Raw genomic sequence first — 23,293 nt, 5'->3', positions numbered from 1 at the left:
ACCCGATGGTGCGAGACGATGTTCCCGCAGGCCAGGCAGTTACCCCCACCAGCACTACGCCGATGGCGAACGTGAGACGCCCGGAACCGCGTGTCGCCCCTCCCCACTAGGGATGTCTTACCCGTAACGACGGACAGTCCATGCGGCGCGCCCCGGTTCCCTCCGCTACGGGCGAACACTCTTGCACCGCCGAACACGCCTGTACGCCCCCTTTCCGGACACGTTACGCATTCAGTCGGCGACCCTGCGTAACTCGCGCCGCCTTCGGGCTGTTGCTGTGACATGGCCCCCACAGTTCCTCAGCCCCGGACCCCGGTCGAGCAGAGCGACCCGGTGCGGCAGTGGTACGAGAACGGACTCGGCTGGGCGACCGTGCCCGGCCCCGGCCCGGTGCGCCTCGTGACGGGGCTGCGCTTCGACGTCCTGGAGCTGCCCGCGGAGGCGGGCTTCGCGGCGCTGCGCCACCTCGGGCCGAGGGCTCCGGTGGCGCTGCGCGGGGAAACGATGCGCCTCCTGGTGGGCACGGGAAGCGCGGACGAGCTGCCGGGGCTGCTCGACTGGCTGGAGTGGGGGAACATCCCCCTCGACCTCACCGCCGTCGGGGCAGGCGGGCACATCGACGCGCCCACGCCTCCGGGGTGGTCCGGCTCGCGGGGGGCCGCCGTGTGGCTGCGACCCCCGGAGCCCGGGTGCGAGGTGGAGCCGACGCTGCCGGCGCTGGCGTCCCTGCCCACGATGGGGGGCGGCGGGACCGCGCACCACAGCGACCCCGCCGTGGGCTCCGATCTCGTACGGCTGGTGGACACGGCGGCAACGCAGTGCCACCGGGTCCGGCTGCGACGGCGCAACCGTCAGCCGTTGGCCTTCTCGTAGGCCTCACGAATCGACGCGGGAACACGGCCGCGGTCATTGACCTCGAAACCGTTCTCCTTCGCCCAGGCGCGGATTGCGGCGGTGTCCTGGCTACCGCTCGTCGACGCCGCACGCGCCTTGCCGCGGCCGCTCGAACCCCGGCCGCCAGTACGCCGACCGGCCTTGACGAAGTCCTCCAGGGCGCCACGGAGCTTGTCCGCGTTGGCCGTGGTGAGGTCGATCTCGTAGGACTTGCCGTCCAACGCAAACGTCACGGTCTCGTCTGCCTCGCCGCCGTCGAGGTCATCGACAAGAAGGACCTGAACCTTCTGTGCCACCGGATTTCCTTTCATCGATAACTTCGAGGCCGGCCCGCACGGCGTACGCCGCCCGATTCACCGGCCCCTGTTATATGCAGTACTGCAGTACGTCGGAAAGCAAACCGCTTTTGCCGGAAAAACACAAACCCCTGGGAGAGACCAGGGGCCCCTAGAAGCCTGGAAACATGCGCGTTTCGGACATAGGCGACCGCGGCAGGTGGTCGGATCGGAATACCGCAGCGGCGATCAGATGCAGAAGCATCCGGTCGATCACATCCGGGCGATCACAGGTGCAGAAGCATCCGACTGTTACCCAAGGTGTTCGGTTTCACTCGTTCGAGGCCGAGGAACTCGGCGACGCCCTCGTCATAGGAACGCAGGAGCTCGCTGTAGACATCTCCGTCGACCGGAGTCTCGCCGATCTCCACGAAGCCGTGCTTCGCGAAGAAGTCGACTTCGAAGGTGAGACAGAAAACCTTCCGGACGCCGAGCCACCGGGCGGTCTGGAGCAACTTCCCGAGCAGCTGATGCCCTACGCCGGCCCCCTTGACCTCGGGATTCACCGCGAGAGTACGTACTTCCGCGAGGTCTTCCCACATCACGTGCAGGGCGCCACAGCCGAGCAACTCGGCGTTGTCGTCCCGTTCCGCCACCCAGAACTCCTGGATGTCCTCGTAAAGCGTCACCGTCGCTTTGTCCAGGAGGATGCGCTCCCGTACGTACGAGTCGAGGAGCCGGCGCACGGCCGGCACATCGGCGGTTCGCGCCCTGCGGACCGAGACCGCTTTTGCGCTGAGTTCGCTGAGTTCGGGGCCCTCTGCTGCCATGAGCGGACGCTATCGCCCGGTGTCCGGCTCCGCCGAGTCGGGGTTCTCTGGGCCGGGCTTCTCCGGGCCGGGGTTCTCCGGGCTGGGGTTCTCCGGGCCTTGGACGATACGCATGGCGTCGCTCAGCGCTTCGCGCTGTTCCGCCGACATCATCCCGAAGAAGGCGACGAGAGCGGCGGCGGGGTTGTCGCTCCGCGACCAGGCTTCGTTCATCAGTGCGGCTGCGTAGGCAGCCCGAGTGGAGACCGCCTCATATCGATAGGCGCGGCCTTCCGCTTCGCGGCGCACCCAGCCCTTCTGATGGAGATTGTCCAAAACGGTCATCACGGTGGTGTAGGCGATGGACCGTTCCTGCTGAAGGTCTTCCAGGACTTCTCGAACGGTCACGGGGCGGTTCCACTTCCACACCCGTGTCATGACGGCGTCTTCGAGTTCTCCCAATGGACGAGGCACAGCAGAACAATAGTGGGAGACGTCACTATTGGCGTGATGGGTGAGGGACGTGGCGTAGACGGCGTAGGACTCGTAGGCCTAATTACGCAACAAAAAGGGCGTACGACTCGAAAGGGGGTGAGTCGTACGCCGTGGTGTGCGCGGGGGGGTGCACGGAGTCGCACGCCGGGTGGTACAGCCGAGTGGTACAGGTGTGACCTGCGGCTTCGGTGCCGGGCGGGTCAGGCGCCGCCGGCCTTGGAGGCCTGGTGGAGGGCCTCGGCCCGGCTGATCGCGGCGTCTGCTGCCGCGTCCTCCTTGGCCTTGTTGGCACCGCCCTGGGTCTTCACGATCGTCACGATGAGACCGCCGAAGAACACGGCCATCACTACGGGGGGCACGAGCGCGGAAACGTAGTCCATGCCCCCCAGCGTAGCTAGCCCGCGACGAGTTGGTGCGGCGGGTCCGCGGGGGCGGGGGTCTGGGTGGGTGCCGCCGGGGGCGTGGGAGGTGTGGGGGGCGTGGAGGGCGTGGAGGGCGTGGGCGGTTCTGCGGGTGGCGCGGGGCGGCGTCTCGGCGGGAAGACCTCGGCCGGGGTGGGGACCGGGCGGGCCGGGTCCTGCGGCCGGTCCTGCTTGGCGGTGGCGAGGCCGCCGGGCAGGGAGCGCAGGGGGGTGCGGGAGGCGGGGACGGTGGGGCGTTCCTGGACGCGGAGAGAACGCCCTGCCAGGCGGGCGCGGACGGACCGCTCGGCGAGCGTCCGGCAGCGGTCGAGCAGCGTGGCGGCGAAGGTGTTGCCGCGCAGGGCGCGCAGGGCGGCGAGGTCGTCGGGGCCGGGTTGGTAGCCGGCGCCGAGTACGTCGTCCAGGAGGGCGAGGTAGCCGGCCGCGGTGCCGGGCAGGGCGGCCCGGTAGCGGGACAGGTCGGCCACGAGGAAGGCGCGGAGCCTCGCGCTCTCCCGCATGGCCTCGTCCACCGATTCGGCGAGGCGGAGACAGTCCTGGACGTCCTCGTCGGGGACAGGGCTGGGGTTCAGGGCGAGAGCCAGAGCGCGACGGAGCACACGCAGCTCCTCCGCGCTGAAGGCCATGCCGCCGCGGGATCCGTATGGCGTGGGCATGAGCTGACGATACGCGCCAAACGGACAAAATCGGCTTAACGCCAGTGTGTGGCGCGGCGGGGGCGCCTCTGGTGCGTCGTGGGGCGGGGCCGCGGGGGTACGTCCGTGCTCGCCATCTTGGCGCGGGGCCTTTGCTGCTTCGGAGCCCTGATGACCACCACTGTGCTCCGCGCGCACATACCCCCGCGTCCCCTCGGGAGCGCTCGCGACCGCGGGCCGTCGTCGCTTCACGGTGCCCCTCGGAAGCGCTCGCAGCTGCGGGCCGTCGTCCGGTTTCCGTCGGGCCCGTGCGGAGGCTGCGGGCCGTCGTCCGGTTTCCGTCGGGCCCGTGCGGAGGCTGCGGGCCGTCACCGGTTCACGATTCCCCCGGGCACGCTCACGACTGCGGGCCCTCGTCATTTCACGATTCCCCCCGGGCACGCTCACGACTACGGGCCCTCGTCACCTCACGATTCCCCCCGGGCCCATGCGCAGGCTGCGGGCCCTCGTCACTTCACGATTCCCCCCGGGCACGCTCACGACTACGGGCCCTCGTCACCTCACGATTCCCCCCCCGGGCCCATGCGCAGGCTGCGGGCCGTCGTCGCTTCACGGTGCCCCTCGGAAGCGCTCGCAGCTGCGGGCCCTCGTCCGGTTTCCGTCGGACCCGTGCGGAGGCTGCGGGCCGTCGTCCGTTCACGTTCCCCGGGCCCGTTCGCAGGCTGCGGGCAGCACCCCGTCCCCGACCGTACCCACCTTGACGTCCCGACACCGAGCAACTGACACCAGCCTCTGCCCCCACACCTCGACGTCGGGTAACGGGCACCCCGCCCGCCCCTACCTCGACATCTCGACGCCAGTAACGGGCGGGTGGGTGGGAGAGATCCGGCGCGGAGCGGCGGGGTGGGGGTGCCGCCGGGCGCCGTCGTGCTCCGTACCGCCGGGGGCACGTGCACCCCTCAGCTGCGGGAGACGTTGCGTTCGTAGACCAGGCGGAGGCCGATCAGCGTCAGCCACGGCTCGTGTTCGTCGATGACCGACGCCTCGCCCAGCACCATCGGCGCAAGCCCCCCCGTCGCGATCACCGTCACGTCGTCGGGGTCGCCGCCCGCGCCCACCAGCTCGCGCGCCATGCGGTTCACGACACCGTCGACCTGGCCCGCGAAGCCGTACAGGATGCCCGCCTGCATGGCCTCCACGGTGTTCTTGCCGATGACGCTCCGCGGGCGGGCCAGCTCGATCTTGCGGAGCTGTGCGCCTCGTACGCCCAGCGCCTCCACGGAGATCTCGATGCCGGGGGCGATGACGCCACCCGCGTACTCCCCGCGCGCGGACACCGCGTCGAACGTCGTGGCCGTGCCGAAGTCGACGACGATCGCCGGGCCGCCGTAGAGCTCGACCGCCGCGACCGCGTTGATGATGCGGTCGGCGCCGACCTCCTTGGGGTTGTCCATGAGGATCGGGACGCCCGTCTTGATGCCGGGCTCCACGAGGACGGCGGGCACGTCTCCGTAGTAGCGGCGCGTGACCTCGCGCAGCTCGTGCAGGACCGAGGGGACCGTCGAGCAGATCGCGATGCCGTCGATGCCGTCGCCCAGCTCCTCGCCGAGGAGGGGGTGCATGCCCATCAGGCCGTTGAGCAGGACGGCGAGTTCGTCGGCCGTGCGGCGGGCGTCGGTGGAGATGCGCCAGTGCTCGACGATGTCCTCGCCGTCGAACAGGCCGAGGACGGTGTGGGTGTTTCCTACGTCGATGGTCAGCAGCATCAGTCGCGCACCGCTTCCCGCAGGTCGAGGCCGATGTCGAGGATCGGCGAGGAGTGGGTCAGGGCGCCGACCGCGAGGTAGTCGACGCCTGTGGCGGCGTACGCGCGGGCGTTTTCCAGAGTGAGGCGGCCCGAGGACTCCAGGAACGCGCGGCCGCCCACGAGGGCGACGGCCTCCTCCGTCTCGCCCGGCGTGAAGTTGTCCAGGAGGATCAGGTCGGCGCCCGCGTCGACGACCTCGCGGAGCTGGTGCAGCGTGTCGACCTCCACCTCGATCGGTACGTCCGGGAACTGCTCGCGTACGGCCTTGAAGGCCTGCGCGACGCCGCCCGCGGCGACCACGTGGTTGTCCTTGACCAGGGCCGCGTCGGAGAGCGACATGCGGTGGTTGACGCCACCGCCCATGCGTACGGCGTACTTCTCCAGGGCGCGGTAGCCGGGCGTGGTCTTGCGGGTGTCGCGGACCTTGGCCTTGGTGCCGTCCAGCACGTCCGCCCACGCGCGCGTGGCCGTCGCGATGCCGGAGAGGCGGCACAGGATGTTCAGGGCGCTGCGCTCGGCGGTGAGCAGGTCGCGGGTGCGGGTGGTGACGCTGAGCAGCACGTCGCCGGCCTCGACGCGGTCGCCGTCCTCGACGTGCCGCTCGACCTCGAACTCCTCCTCGCACACCACGGAGACGACCGCTTCGGCCACGCGCAGGCCCGCGGCCGTGCCCGCCTCGCGCGCGACGAAGTCGGCGGTGGCGACGGCGTCCTCGGGGATGGTGGCGACCGTGGTGACGTCCACGCCGCCCGCCAGGTCCTCCTCGATGGCCATGTGCGCGATGTCCTCGATCTGGAGGGGATCCAGGCCCGCCTCGGCCAGGAGGCGCGCGAGAGCGGGGTCGAGGCCGCACTCCAGGGGGTCGAAGGCGTCGTCCCCGCCGCAGCCGCAGGCGTCGCCGCAGCCGCCGCCGGTCGGGGCGAGGGGGAGGTCGTCGGGGGTGCTCACGGTCACTGCTCCTGGGGACTGGGGCGGGTCGGGGGGAAGTCGGGGGTCGCTGTGGTGTGTGCCGCCAGCGTTCTGTCCGGGTTGAGGCGTACGACGATGTGGCGCCGCCACGCCTCGTCGTCGCGGTCGGGGTGGTCCTCGCGCCAGTGGCAGCCGCGGGTTTCCTCGCGGCGCTGAGCCGCGGCCACCAGGACGCGGGCGACGCACAGGAGGTTGGTGGTCTCCCAGGTGTCGACGCCTGGCTCCGCGGTCTTGCCGTGCTCGGCGAGGGCTCCTGCTGCTTCGGCGTGGATGCGGGCGAGGCGGGCCGCCGCTTCCTTGAGGGACTCGGCGGAGCGGAGCACTCCGGCGCCCTCGGTCATCACGCGCTGGATGGCGAAGCGCGCCTCGGGCGGCAGCAGGGGGTGCGAGGGGGTCTCCGGCCGCGCGACGGGATGCGGCACGCACGCGTGGAGGGTGTTCCGCGCGTGCTGGGTGGTGATGTCGGCGGCGATGCGCTCGGCGTAGACCAGGCCCTCCAGGAGGGAGTTGGAGGCGAGGCGGTTGGCGCCGTGCACGCCGGTGCAGGCGACCTCCCCGCAGGCGTACAGGCCGGGGACGGTGGTGCGGCCGTGCGGGTCGGTGCGGACACCTCCGGAGGCGTAGTGCGCGGCCGGGGCGACGGGGATGGGCTCGGTGACCGGGTCGATGCCGTGGGCGCGGCAGGCGGCCAGGATCGTCGGGAAGCGGGTGGCCCACATGTCGGCGCCGAAGTGCCGGGCGTCGAGGTACATGTGCTCGGCACCCCGCTCCTGCATGCGGCGCGTGATGCCCTTGGTGACGATGTCGCGGGGCGCCAGCTCGGCCAGTTCGTGCTGGCCCACCATGAAGCGCACGCCGTCGGCGTCCACCAGATGCGCGCCCTCGCCCCGCACCGCTTCGGAGATCAGCGGCTGCTGGCCCTCGGCGTCGGCGCCGAGGAAGAGCACGGTGGGGTGGAACTGCACGAATTCGAGGTCGGAGACCTCGGCGCCCGCGCGCAGGGCGAGGGCGACGCCGTCGCCCGTGGACACGGACGGGTTGGTGGTCGCCGAGAAGACCTGGCCCATACCGCCGGTCGCGAGGACCACCGCGGGGGCCTGGACGGCCCCCACGCCGTCGTGCTGGCCCTCTCCCATGACGTGCAGGGAGACACCGGCGGTGCGACCGTCGGCGTCGGTCAGCAGGTCCAGGACCAGAGCGTTCTCGACGGTCGGTATGCCACGCGCGCGTACCGCCTCGACGAGGGCGCGGGAGACCTCCGCGCCGGTCGCGTCGCCGCCCGCGTGGACGATGCGGCGTCGGTGGTGGCCGCCCTCGCGGGTCAGCTCGATGGCGCCCTCGGGCCCGGTGTCGAAGTGCGCGCCGGTCTCGATGAGGCGGCGTACGGCGTCGGGGCCCTCGGTGACGAGGGTGCGCACCGCCTCCTCGTCGCAGAGGCCCACGCCCGCCACGAGCGTGTCGTCCAGGTGCTGTTCGGGTGTGTCGCCCTCGCCGAACGCCGCGGCGATGCCGCCCTGGGCCCAGCGTGTGGAGCCGTCGTCCAGGCGGGCCTTGGTCACCACGACCGTCCGCAGGCCGGCGGCCGAGCAGCGCAGGGCGGCGGTCAGTCCGGCCACTCCGGAGCCGACGACCACGACGTCGGCGTCCAGGGACCAGCCGGGCGCGGGGGCGTGCAGCCGTATTCCGGTGGCACTCATAGGGCGGCTCCGAAGGTGAGCGGGATGTTGTCGATCAGCCGTGTCGAGCCGACCTTGGCGGCCACGGCGAGGACGGCTTCGCCGGTGTGGCCGGGGCGTACGTCGGTGAAGTCGGCGGGGTCCACCAGCGCCACGTAGTCCAGCTCCAGCGGGGGCCGCAGGCGCGCGGCCTCGTCGAGGACCTGCCGGGCCGCCGCGACGACGGCGGCTGGCCCGCCGGGCGTCGAGGGCGCCGAGGACTGCGCCACGGCGTGGGCGTCGGCCGCCGCGCGGGACTCGCCGATCGCGCTGAGGGCCTCGGCACGCGCGCGCGTGGCGGGCGCGCTGGCGGCACGGGCGCGCAGCGCCTCCTGTGCGGCATGCCGGTCGCGGCCCGCGAAGAGGGCCTGGGAGAGGGCGAGGGCGGTGCGCCGCTCGTCCGGCGCGAGGTAGCGGTTGCGGCTGGAGAGGGCCAGGCCGTCGTCCTCGCGGACGGTGGGGACGCCGACGATCTCCACGGGGAAGTCGAGGTCGCGGACCATGCGGCGGATCAGCGCGAGCTGCTGGGCGTCCTTCTGCCCGAACAGCGCCACGTCCGGGCCGGTGAGGTGCAGCAGCTTGGCGACGACGGTGAGCATGCCGTCGAAGTGCCCGGGGCGGGTCGCGCCTTCGAGGACCGTGCCCATGGGGCCCGCGCTGACGCGGACCTGGGGCTCGCCGCCCGGGTAGACCTCGTCGACGGCGGGGGCGAACACGGCGTCCGCGCCCGCCTGCTCGGCGATCTTGACGTCGGCGTCGAGGGTGCGGGGGTAGCGGTCGAGGTCCTCGCCCGCCCCGAACTGCAGGGGGTTCACGAAGACCGTGACGACGACCTCACCGTCGGGGCCGGCGATACGGCGGGCGGCGCGGATCAGCGAGGCGTGCCCGTCGTGCAGGGCGCCCATGGTCATGACGACGGCTCGGCGGCCTTCACGCGTGCGGGTGCGCAGGGCCTCGGCGGTGTGCAGGAGGGTGGTGGTCATCGGCTGCCCCCCTCGGTCCCGCTGACGCCGCCCGCGCCGTTGGCCAGGACGCCGAGGAGGTCCTCGGCGAGCTCCGGCTTGAGCAGGCCGTGGGCGAGGGCGCGGTCGGCGGTGGCTCGGGCCATCGCGAGGTAGCCGGCGACGGTCTGCGGGGCGTGCTTGCGCAGCTCGGCGACGTGCGCGGCGACCGTGCCCGCGTCGCCGCGCGCCACGGGGCCGGTGAGCGCCGCGTCGCCCGAACGCAGAGCGTTGTCCAGGGCGGCGCCGAGCAGCGGGCCGAGCATCCGGTCGGGGGCCTCGACGCCCGCGTTACGCAGCAGGTCCATGGACTCGGCGACCAGGGTGACCAGGTGGTTCGCGCCGAGGGCGAGCGCCGCGTGGTAGAGCGGGCGGTTCTCCTCGGCGATCCACTCGGGCTCGCCGCCCATCTCGATGACCAGGGCCTCGGCGGCGAGCCGCAGCTCCTCGGGCGCGGTCACGCCGAAGGAGCATCCGGCCAGGCGCTGCACGTCGACAGGGGTACCGGTGAACGTCATGGCGGGGTGCAAGGCCAGCGGCAGGGCGCCCGCGCGCAGGGCGGGCTCCAGGACCTTGGTGCCGTACCGCCCGGAGGTGTGCACGAGGAGCTGTCCCGGGCGCACCGCGCCGGTCTCCGCGAGGCCTTCGACCAGGCCCGGCAGGGCGTCGTCTGGCACGGTCAGGAGCACCAGGTCGGCGCGTTCGAGGACCTCGGCCACCGGGACGAGGGGGACGTCGGGCAGCATGACGGCGGCCCGGCGCACGGAGGTGTCGGATACTCCCGACGCGGCCACCGGGCGGTGCCCGGCGAGCTGGAGCGACGCGGCGAGCGCGGGGCCGACGCGGCCCGCTCCCACGACTCCCACCGTGAGCCTCGCGGGGCGCTCCCGCGGGTCCGGCTGATGCGATGCGTTCACGCGATGACGCCTTCCGTTCCAGTCCGCTCGGGGTACCGGACGATTTCTCGTCATGCTAACGCGATTGCCCCGCGCCGCGTCTTCCGCTGTCCACAGCCTGTGGCAATTCATATGACCGGTGGCGGTGGGCCGGGTCATCCTCGGGGAATGACTGCGAACGACGCGGAACGGACACACCCCGACGACCGGCCGGCGGACGACGAGCCCGCCGGCCGGGCCCGGCGCGTGGCGGCGGCCCGCGGTGCCGCCCGCACCCTGCACCGCTCCCCTCTCCACCTCCCCCTCACCGAACGTTTCTCGGCGCTGGCGGCGGCCGCTCCCGAGGTCGTCGGCACGGGCGACGCCACGGACGTCTACGGCGACGGCGTCGTCGCCGCGCTGGAAGAGGAGGTCGCACGGCTGCTCGACAAGGAGGCGGCCGTCTTCTTCCCGACCGGCACGATGGCCCAGCAGGTCGCCCTGCGTTGCTGGGCGGGCCGCACCGGGAACGCGACCGTGGCGCTGCACCCCAAGGCGCACCCCGAGGTCCACGAAGGAGGCGCCCTCTCCACCGTCAGCGGGCTGCGCACGGTGCATCCGACGGACGAGCCGCGCCTGCCCACGGCCGACGAAGTGCGGGAGTTTCCCGAGCCCTTCGGGACGCTGATGCTCGAACTGCCGCTCCGGGACGCCGGTTTCGTCCTGCCGACATGGGAGGAGCTCGAAGCGGTCGTGGAGGCGGCGCGGGAACGGGACGCGGTCGTGCACGTCGACGGCGCCCGGCTGTGGGAGTGCACGCCGCACTTCGGCCGTCCCCTCCCGGAGATCGCGGGCCTGGCGGACACCGTGTACGTGTCGTTCTACAAGTCCCTCGAAGGGCTGAGCGGTGCCGCGCTGGCCGGCCCGCGCACGCTGGTCGAGGAGGCGAGGGTGTGGCGCCACCGGTACGGAGGGCAGCTGTTCCAGCAGTTCCCGGCCGCCGTCTCCGCCTTGCTGGGCCTCAAGCACGTCCTGCCGCGGCTGCCCGATTACGTCGCCCACGCGCGCGTGGTCGCCGAGGCACTGCGCGAGGGGTTCACGGCCGCCGGGGTCCCCTGGTCCCGCGTACACCCGGAGCGGCCGCACACGCACCAGTTCCAGGTGTGGCTGCCGTACGCGCCGGACGTGCTGGACGAGGCCTCTCTCGGGCAGGCCGAGGAGACGAGGACCCTGCTGTTCGGCCGCTGGTTCGCGGACGGGCCGCCCGGCCTCTCGGTCACGGAGGTCACCGTGACCGAAGAGGGCCTTGGCTGGACGTCCGGCGACGTCAGGGAAGCGGTCGCGGAGTTCGTGCGACGGATCCCCCGCTGAGGCGTCCGCCGCGTGCGAAGCGTGCCAGGGCTGCGCGGAGCCGGCCGTGGGCGGGGCGTTCTTCCACGACGGCTCGGAAGCGGCCGTACTCGCGCACTTCGCGGGCGGCCTGCCAGTCGTTGCGACCGGGCGCGGGCGGCGTCGGCTGGCTGTGCTGGGCGGCGCGGTAGGCGTCGAGAAGGTACTGCTGGGTGACGCTCATGACATCTCACCTCTCGGGATAAAGGGTACTTATCGGGCAGCACGTGGTCGTGGGTGCCCCGGTGTCGTGCGGACAGGTGAAGGGAGGGAGCCCGAAGACCTCGGCGGCTCCGGTGATGACTACAGACTGCTCCCGTCGGGCCGTCCCCGTCGCGTCGATTGACGGCGCTCGTCAATCGACGGCCGCGCTGTCAGTGGCGCGGTGCACCATGGGGGCATGAGCGTGAGCATCGACATCAGCGGCCTGTCGCGGGAGCGGATCCACGTCGTGCCCTCGCCCTTGGCCGAGCTCGGCATGGCGCTGCACGCGCTGTCGGAGCCGGGCCACCACCCGGGGCTCCAGGGCTGGGCGACGGCGGTCTCGGCGCGGCTGGACCCGTGCCTGGCGGACCGCATGTGCGAGGCCGACTTCCTATGGCGTACGACGTTCTCGGACGTGTTCGCGCCGTTCGCCGGCCTCCCGGGGCCGAGCGCGCTCCCGGGGGCCACGCTCACCGAGGAACTCGACCAGCTGGACAAGCTGACGGACGAACAGTTCGTCGACGCCGCCCTTGAGTTCACCTGCCAGTCGACGTACTCGGACCCCGACCGCAATCTCCTGACCGACCCCGCCGTGCAGCAGCGCGCGCTGGACCTGGCCGCCGCGCGCGGCCCTCACCAGGTGCGGTTCACCAAGCGCCTGCTGGACGACCCGCCGGCCGTCCGCGCCTGGCTCCGAGGGCTCCTGGAGGACTGCGACGAGGCGTTCTTCGCCGACACCTGGGCCCGCGTGAGCCACCAACTGGCCGCGGACGCCCGGCACAAGACGGAGCTCCTGCGCCGCAAGGGCCTCGCGGAGGCCCTGAAGGCGATCTCCGGGGCGGTCTCCCTGAACGAGGACGACCGGCTCATCACCGTCGACAAGATCAGCGAAGGGCGGACGACCACGGGCTCGGGCGGTCTGGTGCTCGTGCCGACGAGTCTGGGCTGGCCGCACCTCATGGTGCTGCACCGCAAGGGCTGGCAGGCCTCGATCACCTACCCGATCAGCGCCCCCGGGCTCACCGCCCCGCCGACCGTGGAGCAGCTGACCCGCCGCATGTCGGCGCTCGCCCACCCGGTGCGGATGCGGCTCTGCCGGCACCTGGCGCGTGGGTCGTACACCACCGGTGAGCTGGCGGACGCGCACGGCATGACCGCCCCGGAGATATCCCGGCACCTGACCGTCCTGAAGAAGGCCGGCCTGGTCACCACGCGCCGCCGCGGGCGCTATGTGCAGCATCAGCTGGACATCAGCGTGGTGTCCCGCCTCGGCAGTGACTTCATCGAAGGCGTGCTGCGTTAGTCACCGCGGGGGCTGGGCCTCATAGGCCCGCGGGAGCTAGGAAGCGCCCCCGGCCCGCACGAGACCCGTCTCGTACGCGAGGACCACGACCTGCACCCGGTCCCGCAGGCCCAGCTTGGTCAGGATGCGGCCGACGTGGGTCTTCACGGTGGCCTCCGAGAGCACGAGCCGGGCCGCGATCTCGCCGTTCGACAGGCCCTGCGCGACGAGCACCATCACCTCGCGCTCGCGGCTCGTGAGGCGTTCCAGCTCCTGGTGCTGCGGCTGCCCGCCCGCGTTCGGCAGCATCGGCGCGAACCGGTCGAGCAGGCGCCGCGTGGTGGACGGCGCGACCACCGCGTCACCGCTGTGCACGGCACGGATCGCGGCGAGCAGCTCTCCCGGGGGCACGTCCTTGAGCATGAACCCGGAGGCGCCCGCCTTCAGCCCCGAGAAGGCGTACTCGTCGAGGTCGAAGGTGGTCAGGATCAGCACCTTCGGCGGGTTCGCGTCCTGGCAGACGCGCCGGGTCGTCTCGACGCCGTCCAGTTTCGGCATGCGTACGTCCATCAGCACGACGTCGACCTTGGTCGAGCGCAGCACCTCAAGGGCCTCGACGCCGTCCCCCGCCTCCGCGACGACCTCCATGTCCGGCTGCGCGGCGAGGACCATCCGGAAACCGGTGCGCAGCAGCGCCTGGTCGTCGACGAGCATCACGCGGATCGCCATCATGGTGTCCCTTCGGGGGTCAATGCGGGAGTCAATGCGGGGGCCAGTGCAGGGGTGCGGCACCGGTGACAGGTGTCATCGACGGACATGATCGAGTTCAGTGTGCCGGTTTGAGGGGCAGCAGCGCGCTGATCCGGAAACCGCCGCCGGGGCGCGGCCCCGCGTCCAGGGTGCCGCCGACCATGCCGACGCGCTCGCGCATGCCGATCAGACCGTGCCCCCTGCCGTCGGCGCCGCCGTCCTCGTACAGCTCGTGCGGGGCGCCCTTGCCGTCGTCCTCGACGAGCAGCCCGAGGCCGTCGTCGAAGTAGACCAGGCGCACGCTCGCCCCGGCGTTCTCACCGCCGTGCTTGCGCGTGTTCGTCAGCGCCTCCTGGACGATGCGGTAGGCGGTGAGCTCCACGCCGCTGGGCAGCGGGCGGGGGTGCCCTCCACCTTGTAGTCGACGGGCAGACCGGCCGTGCGCACCTGCTCGATGAGCTCGTCGAGCTGCTCGACGTCGGGCTGCGGGACGTACTCGGACCCTTCCTCGGGCTCCCCGGTGCGCAGCACGCCGAGCAGGCGGCGCATCTCGGCGAGCGCCTGGCGGCCGGTCCCCGAAATGGTCTCCAGGGCCTTCTTCGCCTGGTCGGGCGCGGTGTCCAGGACGTACGCGGCGCCGTCGGCCTGGACCACCATCACCGAGACGTTGTGCGCGACGACGTCGTGCAGCTCGCGCGCGATGCGGGCCCGCTCGGCCGCCACCGCGACCTTCGACTGCGCCTCGCGCTCCTTCTCAAGACGGTCGGCGCGCTCCTCCAGCTGCGCCAGGTAGGCGCGGCGGGTGCGGATGGAGTCGCCGAGGACCCAGGCGAGCGCGAACGGGACGATCTGGAAGATCGTGAAGAGAATGCTGCCGATGACGGAGGAGTTCTCCGAGGGCCAGCGCATCATCGAAAGCGGCGCCGCGCACAAGCCGCCCACCAGCGCGAACCGCGAGGCCCACGGCGCCCCGTCGGCCGCCGCGGTGTAGATGATCACGAGCATGGCGAAGTTCGCGGGCATCGTCTCCACGTCGAAGACGAGCTGGCAGAGGCCGATGACGGCGACGAGGACCAGCATCTGCTCGGTCGCCCGCCGGCGCAGCGCGACCGCCAGGCAGAGGCCGAGGACCGCCGGGACCGCCAGGAAGGTCGGCTCGTGTCCGTTCGCGTCGGACATCGACACGAGACCGAGCCCGGAGATCCCGAACAGGACGAAGGCCCAGAAACCGTCGACCCATGTCGGGTGTCTGCGGAGAAAGGCATAGAGGCGCTGCACGTAACCCAGCGTAGGCAGCCCCACGGCACCCGTGGGTCAACCGGAGGTGCGATCCGAATCGATCGCTTGTACTCCCCAAGGTGGAGGCCCGCTTAGCCTGCGGTCTGTGACGAACGACGACAACAGAGGCGGGGCGGGTGGCGCGCGTGGCTGGCGCGAGGCGACGGAGGCCGCTCTGTACGGCCCTGACGGCTTCTACCGCCGTCCTGAGGGACCCGCCGGACACTTCCGCACTTCCGTCCACGCCTCGCCCCTCTACGCCGCCGCCGTGGCCCGCCTCCTGTGCCGGGTCGACGAGGCGCTCGGCCACCCGGAAGAGGTCGCCTTCGTGGACATGGGCGCGGGCCGCGGCGAATTGACGACGGCCGTCCTGAGCGCGCTGCCCGCCGACGTCGCGGCACGCGCGCGTGCGTACGCGGTCGAGCGGGCGGAGCGTCCCGCCGACCTCGACCCCCGCGTCGCCTGGCTGCCCGCGCCGCCGGCCGGCGTGACGGGCCTGCTCTTCGCCAACGAGTGGCTGGACAACGTCCCCCTGGACGTCGCCGAGGTGGACGCCGACGGAACGGCGCGCTACGTCCTCGTACGCGATGACGGTGCCGAAGTGCTGGGCGGCCCCGTAGAGGGCCCGGACGCAGCATGGCTGGCGCGCTGGTGGCCGCTGGGCGCCGAGCCCGGGCTGCGCGCCGAGATCGGCCGTCCCGGGACGCGGCGTGGGCGGCGGCCGTGGCATCCCTGGAGCACGGCCTGGCGGTCGCCGTCGACTACGCCCACGACCGGGGGGCCCGCCCGCCCTTCGGGACGCTCACGGGCTTCAGGGCGGGCCGGGAGACGGCGCCCGTGCCGGACGGCAGCTGTGACATCACCGCCCATGTGGCGCTGGACGCCTGCGCGGGTGCGGGCGCCGCGCTGCTCACCCAGCGGGCGGCGCTCGGCGCGCTCGGGGTGAGCGGCGGCCGCCCCCCGCTGGCCCTGGCCTCCGAGGACCCGACCGCGTACGTACGCGCCCTCACGCGCGCGGGAGAGGCCGCGGAGCTGGCCGCGCCCGGCGGGCTCGGGGACTTCCGGTGGCTGCTCCAGCCCGTCGGCGCCCCCGAAAGCACCGCGCTACGTGCCGATGCCCTACTTGCCGACGTCCTACCTGTTGATGTCCTACTTGTCGATGTCGCCGACCACGAAGAAGAGTGACCCGAGGATCGCCACCATGTCCGCGACCAGCTGCCCCGGGAGCAGCTCGGTCAGGGCCTGGATGTTGTTGTACGAGGCCGAGCGCAGCTTGAGGCGGTAGGGGGTCTTCTCGCCCTTGGAGACCAGGTAGTAGCCGTTGATCCCGAGAGGGTTCTCGGTCCACGCGTACGTGTGGCCCTCGGGGGCCTTGAGGACCTTCGGGAGACGCTGGTTGATCGGCCCCTGCGGGAGGTCCACGATCCGGTCCAGGCAGGCGTCGGCGAGGTCCAGGGCGTTGTGGGTCTGCTCCAGGAGGCACTCGAAGCGGGCCAGGCAGTCGCCCTCCTGGCGCGTGACGACCTTCAGGGTGTCCTGGAGGTCGGCGTACGCGAGGTAGGGCTCGTCGCGGCGCAGGTCGAAGTCGACCCCGGAGGCGCGGGCGATGGGACCGCTCACTCCGTAGGCGTGCGCCGCCTCGGGGCTCAGGACGCCGACGCCGCGCGTGCGCCCCCGGAAGATCTCGTTGCCGAGCACCAGGCGGTCGTACACGTCCATGCGCGAGCGCACCGAAGCGACGGCCTCCCGCGCGCGGGAGGTCCATCCGGCGGGCAGGTCCTCCTTGAGGCCGCCCACGCGGTTGAACATGTAGTGCATGCGGCCGCCGGAGATCTCCTCCATCACGTTCTGGAGCTCCTCGCGCTCGCGGAACGCGTGGAACACCGGGGTGATTCCGCCCAGTTCGAGGGGGTACGACCCGAGGAACATCAGGTGGTTGAGGACGCGGTTCAGCTCGGCAAGCAGCGTGCGCGTCCACACCGCCCGCTCGGGGACCTCCATGCCGAGCATCCGCTCGACGGCCAGCACCACGCCGAGTTCGTTCGAGAACGCCGACAGCCAGTCGTGGCGGTTGGCCAGCATCACGATCTGCCGGTAGTCCCGCGCCTCGAAGAGCTTCTCCGCGCCGCGGTGCATGTAGCCGATGACCGGCTCGGCGTGCTGGATGCGCTCGCCGTCCAGGACGAGGCGCAGGCGGAGCACACCGTGCGTGGACGGGTGCTGGGGGCCGATGTTGAGCACCATGTCGGTGCTCTCGGCCGCGCCGCCGATGCCGAGCGTGGTCTGCGTGGTGGTCTCCGTCGTGGGACTCATGGGCACAGTCTCTCGCACGCCCTCCCCGCGCGTAGCCGACCGTCGGGCCTACGCGACCGTAGGGCCTACGCGGTTGTCGGAGGGCGTACGTACGCTGGGGGCATGGAAACGGGGACGGCAGGAACCGCTGGACCGGCGGGGGCACGGGTCGAACCGGTGTGGACGGGCCTGCCACGGGGTCTGCTGAGGATGCGGCGGCTGCTGCTGGTGCTCTGGCTGCTGCCGCTCGCGGCGGCCACCGGCGTGCTGCTCGGCCTCTTCGCGGGCCCGGCGTGGGCGGCCTTCGCACTGCTGCCGCTGGCCGTCGCGGCGTGGGGCTGGCCGATGCTGGGGCGCAACTGGCGCTCGTGGCGGTACGCCGAGCGCGACGACGACCTGCTCATCAGCCGGGGCGTGCTGTGGCGCGAGGAGACCGTGGTGCCGTACGGCCGGATGCAGCTCGTCGAGGTGACGTCGGGGCCCGTGGAGCGGCACTTCGGCCTGGCGAGCGTGCAGCTGCACACGGCTGCCGCCGCCACCGACGCGCGCATCCCGGGGCTGCTCCCCGAAGAGGCCGAGCGGCTGCGCGACCGCCTGACGGAGCTCGGCGAGGCCAGATCGGCGGGGCTGTGAGCGGGGCGGTGAGCGGGAACGGGCCGACCGAGGACGGCGGGGCCGTGAGCGGGGAAGCGCCGGCCGAGGACGGCGGGGCCGTGAGCGGGGAAGCGCCGGCCGAGGACGGCGGGGCCGTGAGCGGGGAAGCGCCGGCCGAGGACGGCGGAGCTGTGAGCGGGGACGGGCCGACCGAGGACGGCGGGGCCGTGACCGAGCGGCGGCTGCATCCTGTGACGCCGCTGCGCCGCGCCTGGGCGCCGTTCGCGATCCTGGTGGGCTGGGCCGTCCACGACCCGAACGGCACGCGGCAGCGCCTGTCCGAACTGACGGCCACCACTCTGCTCCTCGGCTGCGTGGCCGTGCTCCTCGGAGGTGCCGCGTACGGCTTCCTGAGCTGGTGGTTCACCCACTTCGCGGTCACCGACACCGAACTGCGCATCCGCACCGGCCTGTTCTTCCGGCGCACCGCCCACATCCGGCTCGACCGGCTCCAGGCCGTCGACGTGACGCGGCCGCTGCTCGCCCGCATCGCGGGGGTGGCCAAGCTGAAGCTGGACGTCGTCGGCGCGGACAAGAAGGACGAGCTGGCCTACCTCGGCGAGCGCGACGCCGCCGAGCTGCGGGCCGAACTCCTCGCCCGGGCGGCCGGTTTCGCCCCCGAGGAGGCACGTGAGGTCGGCGAGGCGCCGGTGCGCGGCCTGTTGCACGTACAGCCGCGCATGCTCGCCCTCTCCCTGATGCTGACGGGCGCGCCCTGGGCGATGCTCGTCGCCTCGGTCGTCGTGCCCACGTTCCTGTGGTTCGCCACGCACAATCTGTGGACGGTCCTCGCCACCGGACTGCCCATGCTGGGCGGCGCGTTCGCGAGCAGCGGCGGCCGGTTCATCAAGGAGTACGACTGGACGGTGGGCGAGTCCCCGGACGGCCTGCGCATCGACCACGGCCTGCTCGACAAGGCGCACGAGACGGTGCCGCCGGGGCGGGTGCAGACCGTGCACGTCGTGCAGCCGTTGCTGTGGCGGCGGCGCGGCTGGGTGCGGGTCGAGCTGGACGTGGCGGGCTCGGCCAACAGTGTGCTGGTGCCGGTCGCCCCGCGGGAGTTCGCCGAGGCGGTCATCGGGCGGGTGCTGCCGGGCACGCGCGTGCCGGACACGGCCGAGCTGTCCAGGCCTCCCGCGCGCGCGGCGTGGTGCGTGCCGCTCTGGTGGAAGGGCTACGGCCTCGCGGTCACGGACGCGGTCTTCGCGGCGCGGCACGGCCTGTTCAAGCGGCGCCTGTCGCTGGTGCCGCACGCCAAGGTGCAGAGCGTACGGCTGTCACAGGGGCCCTGGGAGCGGTACAAGGGCGTGGCCGACATACGGGTGGACACGGGCGCCAACAAAACGGTGACGGCCCGCCTGCGGCCGGCCGCAGAGGCGGCAACCCTCCTCCAGTCCCAGGCGACCCGCTCCCGCACAGGCCGCAAGGAGGCCCGCCCGGACCGCTGGATGACCCCGTAACCCCAATCGCCGAGACTGTGCCCGTAAGGGGCGCGAGGAACTGCGCGCCCAGCCACAACCGACCCGCACACACCACCCGGCCCCGTAAGGGGCGCGGGGAACTGCGCACCCAGCCACAAACACACCCGCAGCCGACACACCCACCCGCCGGCCCAGCCACAGCCGCCTCCCAGCGAACACACCCCGCCCAACCCGCGGAGCGCTACGCCCGGAGGGCCGTCCGCAGCACCCCCACGTCGATCTGCTCCGTCTCGTCGTGCGCTGTCAGGTCGATGACCTGGCCCGCGTCCGCCGCGTCCCCGGCAGGCGCGTCCTTGAACTCCGCCTCGGTCTCCGCCTTGTGGACCGCGAGGGCCTCCTCGCCCACCACGTCGGCGAGGTCCTCGTTCTGCACGGACTCCAGCGCGGCGGGAGCCGCACCCTTCGTGCCGAAGAAGTCGAAGCCGCCCTGGGGCGCCTGGCGCCGGGTCTGCGCGGGCGGCGCGACGGCGACCGCGCGCTCGTGCCCGCCGAATCCGCCGGCCGCCCCGGACTTCCCCCGCGACTCGTCCTCCGCGTCCGGCCCGGCCTTCGGGGCCGCTTCCCGGGCCACCTCCGGCCGCGCCTCGGGCACCGCCGGGGACGCCATGCGCTCCAGCGCCGCGTTGGCCAGCACGAAGAGCGACGGCGTCGGAACCACGACCGGCCGGACGGCCGGCGCGGAGGCGGCCGCGGGGGCGGAACCCGAAGCCCCCGCACCCGGAGCGCGACCCACGGCAGAACTCCCCGCCCGCACCGGCGCTCCCGCCCGCACAGCCGGCACCAGATCCGCGGCGCCACTACCGCCACCGGAACCAGCACCCTCACCCGCGTCCGCCCCGGAAGCCGGCAGCGCCGGCACCGGCGCCGGCGCCGGCGCCGGCGCCGAGGATGATGCCTCTATGGCGAGCAGCCGCCGCCCCTCAAGGGCGCTGGCCCGCTCCGTCTCGGCGGTCGCGTACCGCCGCAGGAGCGCGGCGTGCTCGTTGCGCAGCGCGGCCAGCTCAGCCCGCTTGGCGCGCAGTTTGGTCTCCAGCTTGACCCGCAGCTCGCGGGACTCCTCCAAGTCGGACTCGGCCTCGGCCATCCGTTCCTCGTAGCGCCACTCGTCGCTCGCTCGCGCGCGCGTGAGTTCGGCGACGCGCTTGCCCGCCGCCTGGTCCCAGCGGCGCATGACGACCGAACCGACGACGGCAGCGGCGGCCGCGGCCGCGACAAGTCCGCGGAGCACGACCGGTTCCGCGAACATCCAGGCGCCGCCGGCGCAGAGAACGGAGACGCCTGCGACCGTCGAAGGGGGAAGCAGCCTGTGCAGGGGTGGGGAATGGCGGTGACGTCCACGTGGCATGGCCAGAAACTTACCGCGCGTAGGCGAAGTCTGGTGCCCCGCCCGCCAAAAAGCAGGTGCTACATCAGAAACTCGCTTCAACTCCCCACCCCTCCACCGGAGCCACTCAGTCGATTTCTTGATCAACTTCCGATGAGGCTCTTCGACTTCAGATAGTCGTGCGCGACATCCGCTTCCTTCTGCCGATCCTCGTCGACCTTCCGGTTGAGTTCGATGAGGTCTTCCGTCGTGAGCACCTTGGTCAGCTTCGCGAGCGCGTCGGCTATCTCCTTGCCGCCTGCCTCCTCGGCGTTGACCACGGGCAGGATGTTGTCCGCGTTCTGGAGCTTCTTGTCGTCCTCAAGGATCACGAGGTCGTAGTTCTTCAGCGTCGCGTCGGTCGTCGTGGTCAGCACCAGCTGGTCCGTGCCGTTCTTCACGGCCTGCTTGGACTGCGTGGTGCCGACGCCCTTGGGATCGATTCCGGCGACATCGATCCCGTACTTCGTCTTCAGTCCGGGTGCGCAGAAGGGCCGGGACTCGCATTCGTCGCCCGCCGCGATCGTGACCTTCTCGCCCGACCTGCCGAGATCCGAGAGGGTCTTGAGCTTGTGCTTCTCGGCGTATTCCTTGGAGACCGCGAACGCGTTCTGGTCGACCGCCTCGCCCGCCGGCAGCACCTTCAGGCCCTGTGGCTCCGCGAGCTTCTCCAGGGCCCTCACCGTCGCATCGAGATCACTGGAGGCGACGGCCTTGGCCTTCGGGCCGTTCTTCTCCAGGTTGAGGAATTCGGCGAGGGTCGCGGCGTATTCGGGCGCGACGTCGATCGAGCCCTTCTTCAGTTCGGGCTTGTAGATCTCGCGGTTCTGCACGGTCTTGACCTGCGTGTCATATCCGGCTTCCTCAAGAACCCCCGCGTAGAGCTCGGCGAGGACCTTCTGCTCGGTGAAGCGCGCCGAACCCACCACGAGCGACCCCTTCTTGCCGCCGCCCTTGTCCGAGCCGTTGCCCTTGTTCTCCAGACTGTCCCCGCCGCACGCGGCGAGTCCCGCGGTCAGTGCCACGACGGCCGCGGCCGCACCTGCCATCCGTCGCACGCGACGCGTTGTGCTGTACATCGGTGAACCACCATTTCGAAAGGGAAGGAAGACAGAACTCACCGGACCGCCCCGCCCGACCGCCGCATCGGATCGAAAACGCGCCCCACCACCACCAGGACCCCCTCCACCAGCAGGGCGAGCAGCGCCACCAGGAAGGCGCCCGCGACGACTTGAGGGGTGTTCTGCAGGTTGAACCCGGCGGTGATGATCCGGCCGAGACCGCCCTCGCCCGCCATCGCGGCGAGCGTGGCCGTCGCGACGACCTGCACCCCGGCGGACCGGACGCCGGTCATGATCAGCGGATACGCGAGCGGCAGCTCGACCCGCGCGAACACCTGACCGCCGCTCATGCCCATCCCGCGCGCGGCCTCCACCACCGCCCGGTCCACCTCACGCATCCCGAGGTAGGCGTTGGTCAGCAGCGGCGGCACGGCGAAGAGGACCAGCGCGATCAGCGTCGGGGCGTCGCCGTGCTCACCGAGCGGGGTGAGCGTGAGCAGGATCAGCAGGGCCAGCGTGGGCACCGCCCGGCCGACGTTGGAGATGTTGACCGCGAGCGCGCCGCCCTTGCCGATGTGGCCGAGCCAGAGTGCGAGAGGCAGCGCGATGAGGCAGGCGACGGCGAGGCAGACCCCGCTGAAGTACAGGTGCTCGGCCAGGCGGTGCCACACCCCCTTCTCGCCCTGCCAGTTGGCGCCGGTGGTCAGCCAGTCGTACGCACCTGTGATCGCGTTCATGCGGGTTCAGCCACCTTGGCCACGGTCGCCTTGCGCGTGTCGCGGCTCGTCCGTATTCGGTGGACCCGCGTCCAGGGCGTCAGCCATCGCTGGAGGGCGAGCAGCAGCAGGTCGGCGACGACGGCGAGCAGGACGCACAGGGCGGAGGCCGTGAGGACCTGGGCCTTGAAGGTCGTGTCGAGGCCGTCGAGGATCAGGGTGCCGAGCCCTCCGTAGTCCACGATGGCGCCGACGGTCGTCAGGGCGACCGTGGAGACCGTGGTGATGCGGACGCCGGCCAGCAACGCGGGCAGCGCGAGCGGCAGTTCCACCTCCCACAGGAGTCGCAACGGGCCGTACCCCATCCCCTTGGCGGCGTCTCTCGCCTCTTCGGGGACGGCCTGGAGCCCGGCCAGGATGTTCCGCACGAGGACCGTGAGGGAGTACAGCACCAGGCCGGTGACGACCAGTGAGGCGGAGAGCCCGAAGAAGGGCAGGAGCAGGGAGAACATCGCGAGCGAGGGGATCGAGTACAGCACGGTCGTCACGCCGAGGATCGGTCCCGACAGGAAGCGCCACCGCCGCGCGAGGAGCGCGAGCGGCAGGGAGACGGCGAGGCCGATCGCCACGGAGGTCAGCGTGATCCCGATGTGCTGAAGGGTCGCGTCGGTCAGCTCCTGGCTGCGGGTGCTCACGTACTCCCCGCAGATCCAGTCGTTCGTCACCAGACAGGTCCGCTCGGTCACGCGCCCACACCTCCCCCGAAATCACAGACGTATGCCGCACACACGTCCCCCCGTGTCTGGCGACCCTAACGCGAGGCACTGACAATCGCCGAGGGCCGTCGTACGGCCGCGACACGACCACCACGCGCGGCCCGCCACCGCCCGCCATCGCCCATCGCTGTCCACTGCGGTCCACCGCCG

The 23,293-nt window shown here is 72.1% G+C and carries 22 protein-coding genes and 2 pseudogenes; 6 read left to right on the top strand and 18 right to left on the bottom strand.

The genetic code is table 11. The annotated features are described in order from the left end of the window. The first annotated feature begins 282 nt into the window (after positions 1 to 282). Entirely contained in the window at positions 283 to 873 is a 591-nt protein-coding gene (locus ACOBQB_RS30910) for an SCO3374 family protein (protein ID WP_423596338.1), read from the top strand. Here the strand turns inward: ACOBQB_RS30910 and ACOBQB_RS30905 are convergent. From ACOBQB_RS30905 to ACOBQB_RS30860, 10 genes are all read right to left on the bottom strand, one after another. Further along, positions 852 to 1,190: a histone-like nucleoid-structuring protein Lsr2 gene (locus ACOBQB_RS30905; protein ID WP_423596336.1), complete on the bottom strand. Its 339-nt coding sequence runs from the start codon at positions 1,188 to 1,190 to the stop codon at positions 852 to 854. The two genes, ACOBQB_RS30910 and ACOBQB_RS30905, sit on opposite strands and share 22 nt — an antisense overlap. Positions 1,191 to 1,456: 266 nt before the next feature. Then, positions 1,457 to 1,999, bottom strand: coding sequence for an amino-acid N-acetyltransferase (locus ACOBQB_RS30900; protein WP_423596334.1), 543 nt, complete (start codon positions 1,997 to 1,999; stop codon positions 1,457 to 1,459). Between the two features lie 9 nt (positions 2,000 to 2,008). Next, positions 2,009 to 2,452, bottom strand: a complete 444-nt coding sequence (locus ACOBQB_RS30895) for a BlaI/MecI/CopY family transcriptional regulator (protein ID WP_423596332.1) — start codon at positions 2,450 to 2,452, stop codon at positions 2,009 to 2,011. Between the two features lie 221 nt (positions 2,453 to 2,673). Further along, positions 2,674 to 2,853 (bottom strand): hypothetical protein, encoded by a 180-nt coding sequence (locus ACOBQB_RS30890; protein ID WP_423596330.1) that lies wholly within the window; start codon positions 2,851 to 2,853, stop codon positions 2,674 to 2,676. Between the two features lie 14 nt (positions 2,854 to 2,867). Further along, on the bottom strand, positions 2,868 to 3,521 hold the full coding sequence (locus ACOBQB_RS30885) for a hypothetical protein (RefSeq protein ID WP_423598872.1): 654 nt from the start codon (positions 3,519 to 3,521) through the stop codon (positions 2,868 to 2,870). Between the two features lie 968 nt (positions 3,522 to 4,489). Next, entirely contained in the window at positions 4,490 to 5,296 is an 807-nt protein-coding gene (locus tag ACOBQB_RS30880) for a type III pantothenate kinase (protein WP_384550121.1), read from the bottom strand. Further along, the gene (gene nadC, locus ACOBQB_RS30875) at positions 5,296 to 6,285 is read right to left on the bottom strand and encodes a carboxylating nicotinate-nucleotide diphosphorylase (protein ID WP_423596328.1); all 990 of its coding nucleotides are present in this window, start codon (positions 6,283 to 6,285) and stop codon (positions 5,296 to 5,298) included. Before nadC ends, ACOBQB_RS30880 begins: the two co-directional genes overlap by 1 nt. A 2-nt stretch (positions 6,286 to 6,287) precedes the next feature. Beyond that, the gene (locus tag ACOBQB_RS30870) at positions 6,288 to 8,003 is read right to left on the bottom strand and encodes an L-aspartate oxidase (RefSeq protein WP_423596326.1); all 1,716 of its coding nucleotides are present in this window, start codon (positions 8,001 to 8,003) and stop codon (positions 6,288 to 6,290) included. Further along, positions 8,000 to 9,004, bottom strand: coding sequence for a pantoate--beta-alanine ligase (panC, locus tag ACOBQB_RS30865; protein WP_423596324.1), 1,005 nt, complete (start codon positions 9,002 to 9,004; stop codon positions 8,000 to 8,002). Before panC ends, ACOBQB_RS30870 begins: the two co-directional genes overlap by 4 nt. Continuing rightward, positions 9,001 to 9,939 (bottom strand): Rossmann-like and DUF2520 domain-containing protein, encoded by a 939-nt coding sequence (locus tag ACOBQB_RS30860; protein ID WP_423596322.1) that lies wholly within the window; start codon positions 9,937 to 9,939, stop codon positions 9,001 to 9,003. Before ACOBQB_RS30860 ends, panC begins: the two co-directional genes overlap by 4 nt. Positions 9,940 to 10,086: 147 nt before the next feature. Between ACOBQB_RS30860 and ACOBQB_RS30855 the strand changes: the two genes are divergently transcribed. Then, positions 10,087 to 11,268, top strand: coding sequence for a threonine aldolase family protein (locus tag ACOBQB_RS30855; protein ID WP_423596320.1), 1,182 nt, complete (start codon positions 10,087 to 10,089; stop codon positions 11,266 to 11,268). On the opposite strand, the gene ACOBQB_RS30850 is transcribed toward ACOBQB_RS30855, so the two are convergent. Next, on the bottom strand, positions 11,225 to 11,470 hold the full coding sequence (locus tag ACOBQB_RS30850; RefSeq protein ID WP_423596318.1) for a hypothetical protein: 246 nt from the start codon (positions 11,468 to 11,470) through the stop codon (positions 11,225 to 11,227). The genes ACOBQB_RS30855 and ACOBQB_RS30850 overlap by 44 nt on opposite strands. A gap of 216 nt (positions 11,471 to 11,686) precedes the next feature. Between ACOBQB_RS30850 and ACOBQB_RS30845 the strand changes: the two genes are divergently transcribed. Then, positions 11,687 to 12,793 carry a DUF5937 family protein gene (locus ACOBQB_RS30845; RefSeq protein WP_423596316.1) on the top strand — a complete coding sequence of 369 codons (1,107 nt, stop codon included), beginning with the start codon at positions 11,687 to 11,689 and terminating at the stop codon, positions 12,791 to 12,793. A 36-nt stretch (positions 12,794 to 12,829) separates the two neighbouring features. Here the strand turns inward: ACOBQB_RS30845 and ACOBQB_RS30840 are convergent, their stop codons facing one another. Together ACOBQB_RS30840 and ACOBQB_RS30835 are read right to left on the bottom strand one after the other, a co-directional pair. After that, entirely contained in the window at positions 12,830 to 13,501 is a 672-nt protein-coding gene (locus ACOBQB_RS30840) for a response regulator (RefSeq protein ID WP_423596314.1), read from the bottom strand. Positions 13,502 to 13,598: 97 nt separating this feature from the next. Next, positions 13,599 to 14,800: pseudogene (locus tag ACOBQB_RS30835) on the bottom strand (sensor histidine kinase). Positions 14,801 to 14,906: 106 nt separating this feature from the next. Between ACOBQB_RS30835 and ACOBQB_RS30830 the strand changes: the two are divergent. Next, a pseudogene (locus tag ACOBQB_RS30830) lies at positions 14,907 to 15,985 on the top strand (SAM-dependent methyltransferase). On the opposite strand, the gene ACOBQB_RS30825 reads toward ACOBQB_RS30830, so the two are convergent. Then, a complete protein-coding gene (locus ACOBQB_RS30825; protein ID WP_423596312.1) occupies positions 15,950 to 17,113 on the bottom strand; it encodes an NADH-quinone oxidoreductase subunit D in 1,164 nt (387 codons plus the stop codon). The pseudogene ACOBQB_RS30830 and the gene ACOBQB_RS30825 overlap by 36 nt on opposite strands. Positions 17,114 to 17,215: 102 nt before the next feature. Between ACOBQB_RS30825 and ACOBQB_RS30820 the strand changes: the two genes are divergently transcribed. Both ACOBQB_RS30820 and ACOBQB_RS30815 read left to right on the top strand, forming a co-directional pair. After that, entirely contained in the window at positions 17,216 to 17,725 is a 510-nt protein-coding gene (locus ACOBQB_RS30820; RefSeq protein ID WP_423596310.1) for a PH domain-containing protein, read from the top strand. A 152-nt stretch (positions 17,726 to 17,877) separates the two neighbouring features. Further along, entirely contained in the window at positions 17,878 to 19,206 is a 1,329-nt protein-coding gene (locus ACOBQB_RS30815; RefSeq protein WP_423598870.1) for a PH domain-containing protein, read from the top strand. A 202-nt stretch (positions 19,207 to 19,408) separates the two neighbouring features. Here the strand turns inward: ACOBQB_RS30815 and ACOBQB_RS30810 are convergent, their stop codons facing one another. From ACOBQB_RS30810 to ACOBQB_RS30795, 4 genes are all read right to left on the bottom strand, one after another. Beyond that, complete coding sequence (locus ACOBQB_RS30810) at positions 19,409 to 20,572, bottom strand: hypothetical protein (RefSeq protein ID WP_423596308.1); 1,164 nt, start codon at positions 20,570 to 20,572, stop codon at positions 19,409 to 19,411. A 122-nt stretch (positions 20,573 to 20,694) separates the two neighbouring features. Further along, entirely contained in the window at positions 20,695 to 21,669 is a 975-nt protein-coding gene (locus ACOBQB_RS30805; RefSeq protein WP_423596306.1) for an ABC transporter substrate-binding protein, read from the bottom strand. Positions 21,670 to 21,707: 38 nt separating this feature from the next. Next, positions 21,708 to 22,388 carry an ABC transporter permease gene (locus ACOBQB_RS30800; protein ID WP_423596304.1) on the bottom strand — a complete coding sequence of 227 codons (681 nt, stop codon included), beginning with the start codon at positions 22,386 to 22,388 and terminating at the stop codon, positions 21,708 to 21,710. Further along, positions 22,385 to 23,113 (bottom strand): ABC transporter permease, encoded by a 729-nt coding sequence (locus tag ACOBQB_RS30795; protein ID WP_423596302.1) that lies wholly within the window; start codon positions 23,111 to 23,113, stop codon positions 22,385 to 22,387. The genes ACOBQB_RS30800 and ACOBQB_RS30795 overlap by 4 nt, the downstream gene beginning before the upstream one ends. Positions 23,114 to 23,293 lie beyond the last annotated feature (180 nt).

Origin of the sequence: Streptomyces sp. G5(2025), from assembly GCF_049542075.1 — a bacterium.
Taxonomy (GTDB): domain Bacteria; phylum Actinomycetota; class Actinomycetes; order Streptomycetales; family Streptomycetaceae; genus Streptomyces.
Note: the sequence above shows the minus strand (reverse complement) of the source record. Positions and strands in the feature narration are given on the sequence as shown.

Bases quoted from the DNA above. Each gene is read 5' to 3' on its own strand.
- ACOBQB_RS30880 (WP_384550121.1), bottom strand. From the start codon at position 5,296: ATGCTGCTGACCATCGACGTAGGAAACACCCACACCGTCCTCGGCCTG.
- ACOBQB_RS30840 (WP_423596314.1), bottom strand. From the start codon at position 13,501: ATGGCGATCCGCGTGATGCTCGTCGACGACCAGGCGCTGCTGCGCACC.
- ACOBQB_RS30855 (WP_423596320.1), top strand. From the start codon at position 10,087: ATGACTGCGAACGACGCGGAACGGACACACCCCGACGACCGGCCGGCG.
- ACOBQB_RS30850 (WP_423596318.1), bottom strand. From the start codon at position 11,470: ATGAGCGTCACCCAGCAGTACCTTCTCGACGCCTACCGCGCCGCCCAG.
- ACOBQB_RS30820 (WP_423596310.1), top strand. From the start codon at position 17,216: ATGGAAACGGGGACGGCAGGAACCGCTGGACCGGCGGGGGCACGGGTC.
- ACOBQB_RS30845 (WP_423596316.1), top strand. From the start codon at position 11,687: ATGAGCGTGAGCATCGACATCAGCGGCCTGTCGCGGGAGCGGATCCAC.
- ACOBQB_RS30800 (WP_423596304.1), bottom strand. From the start codon at position 22,388: ATGAACGCGATCACAGGTGCGTACGACTGGCTGACCACCGGCGCCAAC.
- ACOBQB_RS30885 (WP_423598872.1), bottom strand. From the start codon at position 3,521: ATGGCCTTCAGCGCGGAGGAGCTGCGTGTGCTCCGTCGCGCTCTGGCT.
- panC (WP_423596324.1), bottom strand. From the start codon at position 9,004: ATGACCACCACCCTCCTGCACACCGCCGAGGCCCTGCGCACCCGCACG.
- ACOBQB_RS30805 (WP_423596306.1), bottom strand. From the start codon at position 21,669: ATGTACAGCACAACGCGTCGCGTGCGACGGATGGCAGGTGCGGCCGCG.
- ACOBQB_RS30810 (WP_423596308.1), bottom strand. From the start codon at position 20,572: ATGCCACGTGGACGTCACCGCCATTCCCCACCCCTGCACAGGCTGCTT.
- ACOBQB_RS30870 (WP_423596326.1), bottom strand. From the start codon at position 8,003: ATGAGTGCCACCGGAATACGGCTGCACGCCCCCGCGCCCGGCTGGTCC.
- ACOBQB_RS30900 (WP_423596334.1), bottom strand. From the start codon at position 1,999: ATGGCAGCAGAGGGCCCCGAACTCAGCGAACTCAGCGCAAAAGCGGTC.
- ACOBQB_RS30890 (WP_423596330.1), bottom strand. From the start codon at position 2,853: ATGGACTACGTTTCCGCGCTCGTGCCCCCCGTAGTGATGGCCGTGTTC.
- ACOBQB_RS30825 (WP_423596312.1), bottom strand. From the start codon at position 17,113: ATGAGTCCCACGACGGAGACCACCACGCAGACCACGCTCGGCATCGGC.
- ACOBQB_RS30910 (WP_423596338.1), top strand. From the start codon at position 283: ATGGCCCCCACAGTTCCTCAGCCCCGGACCCCGGTCGAGCAGAGCGAC.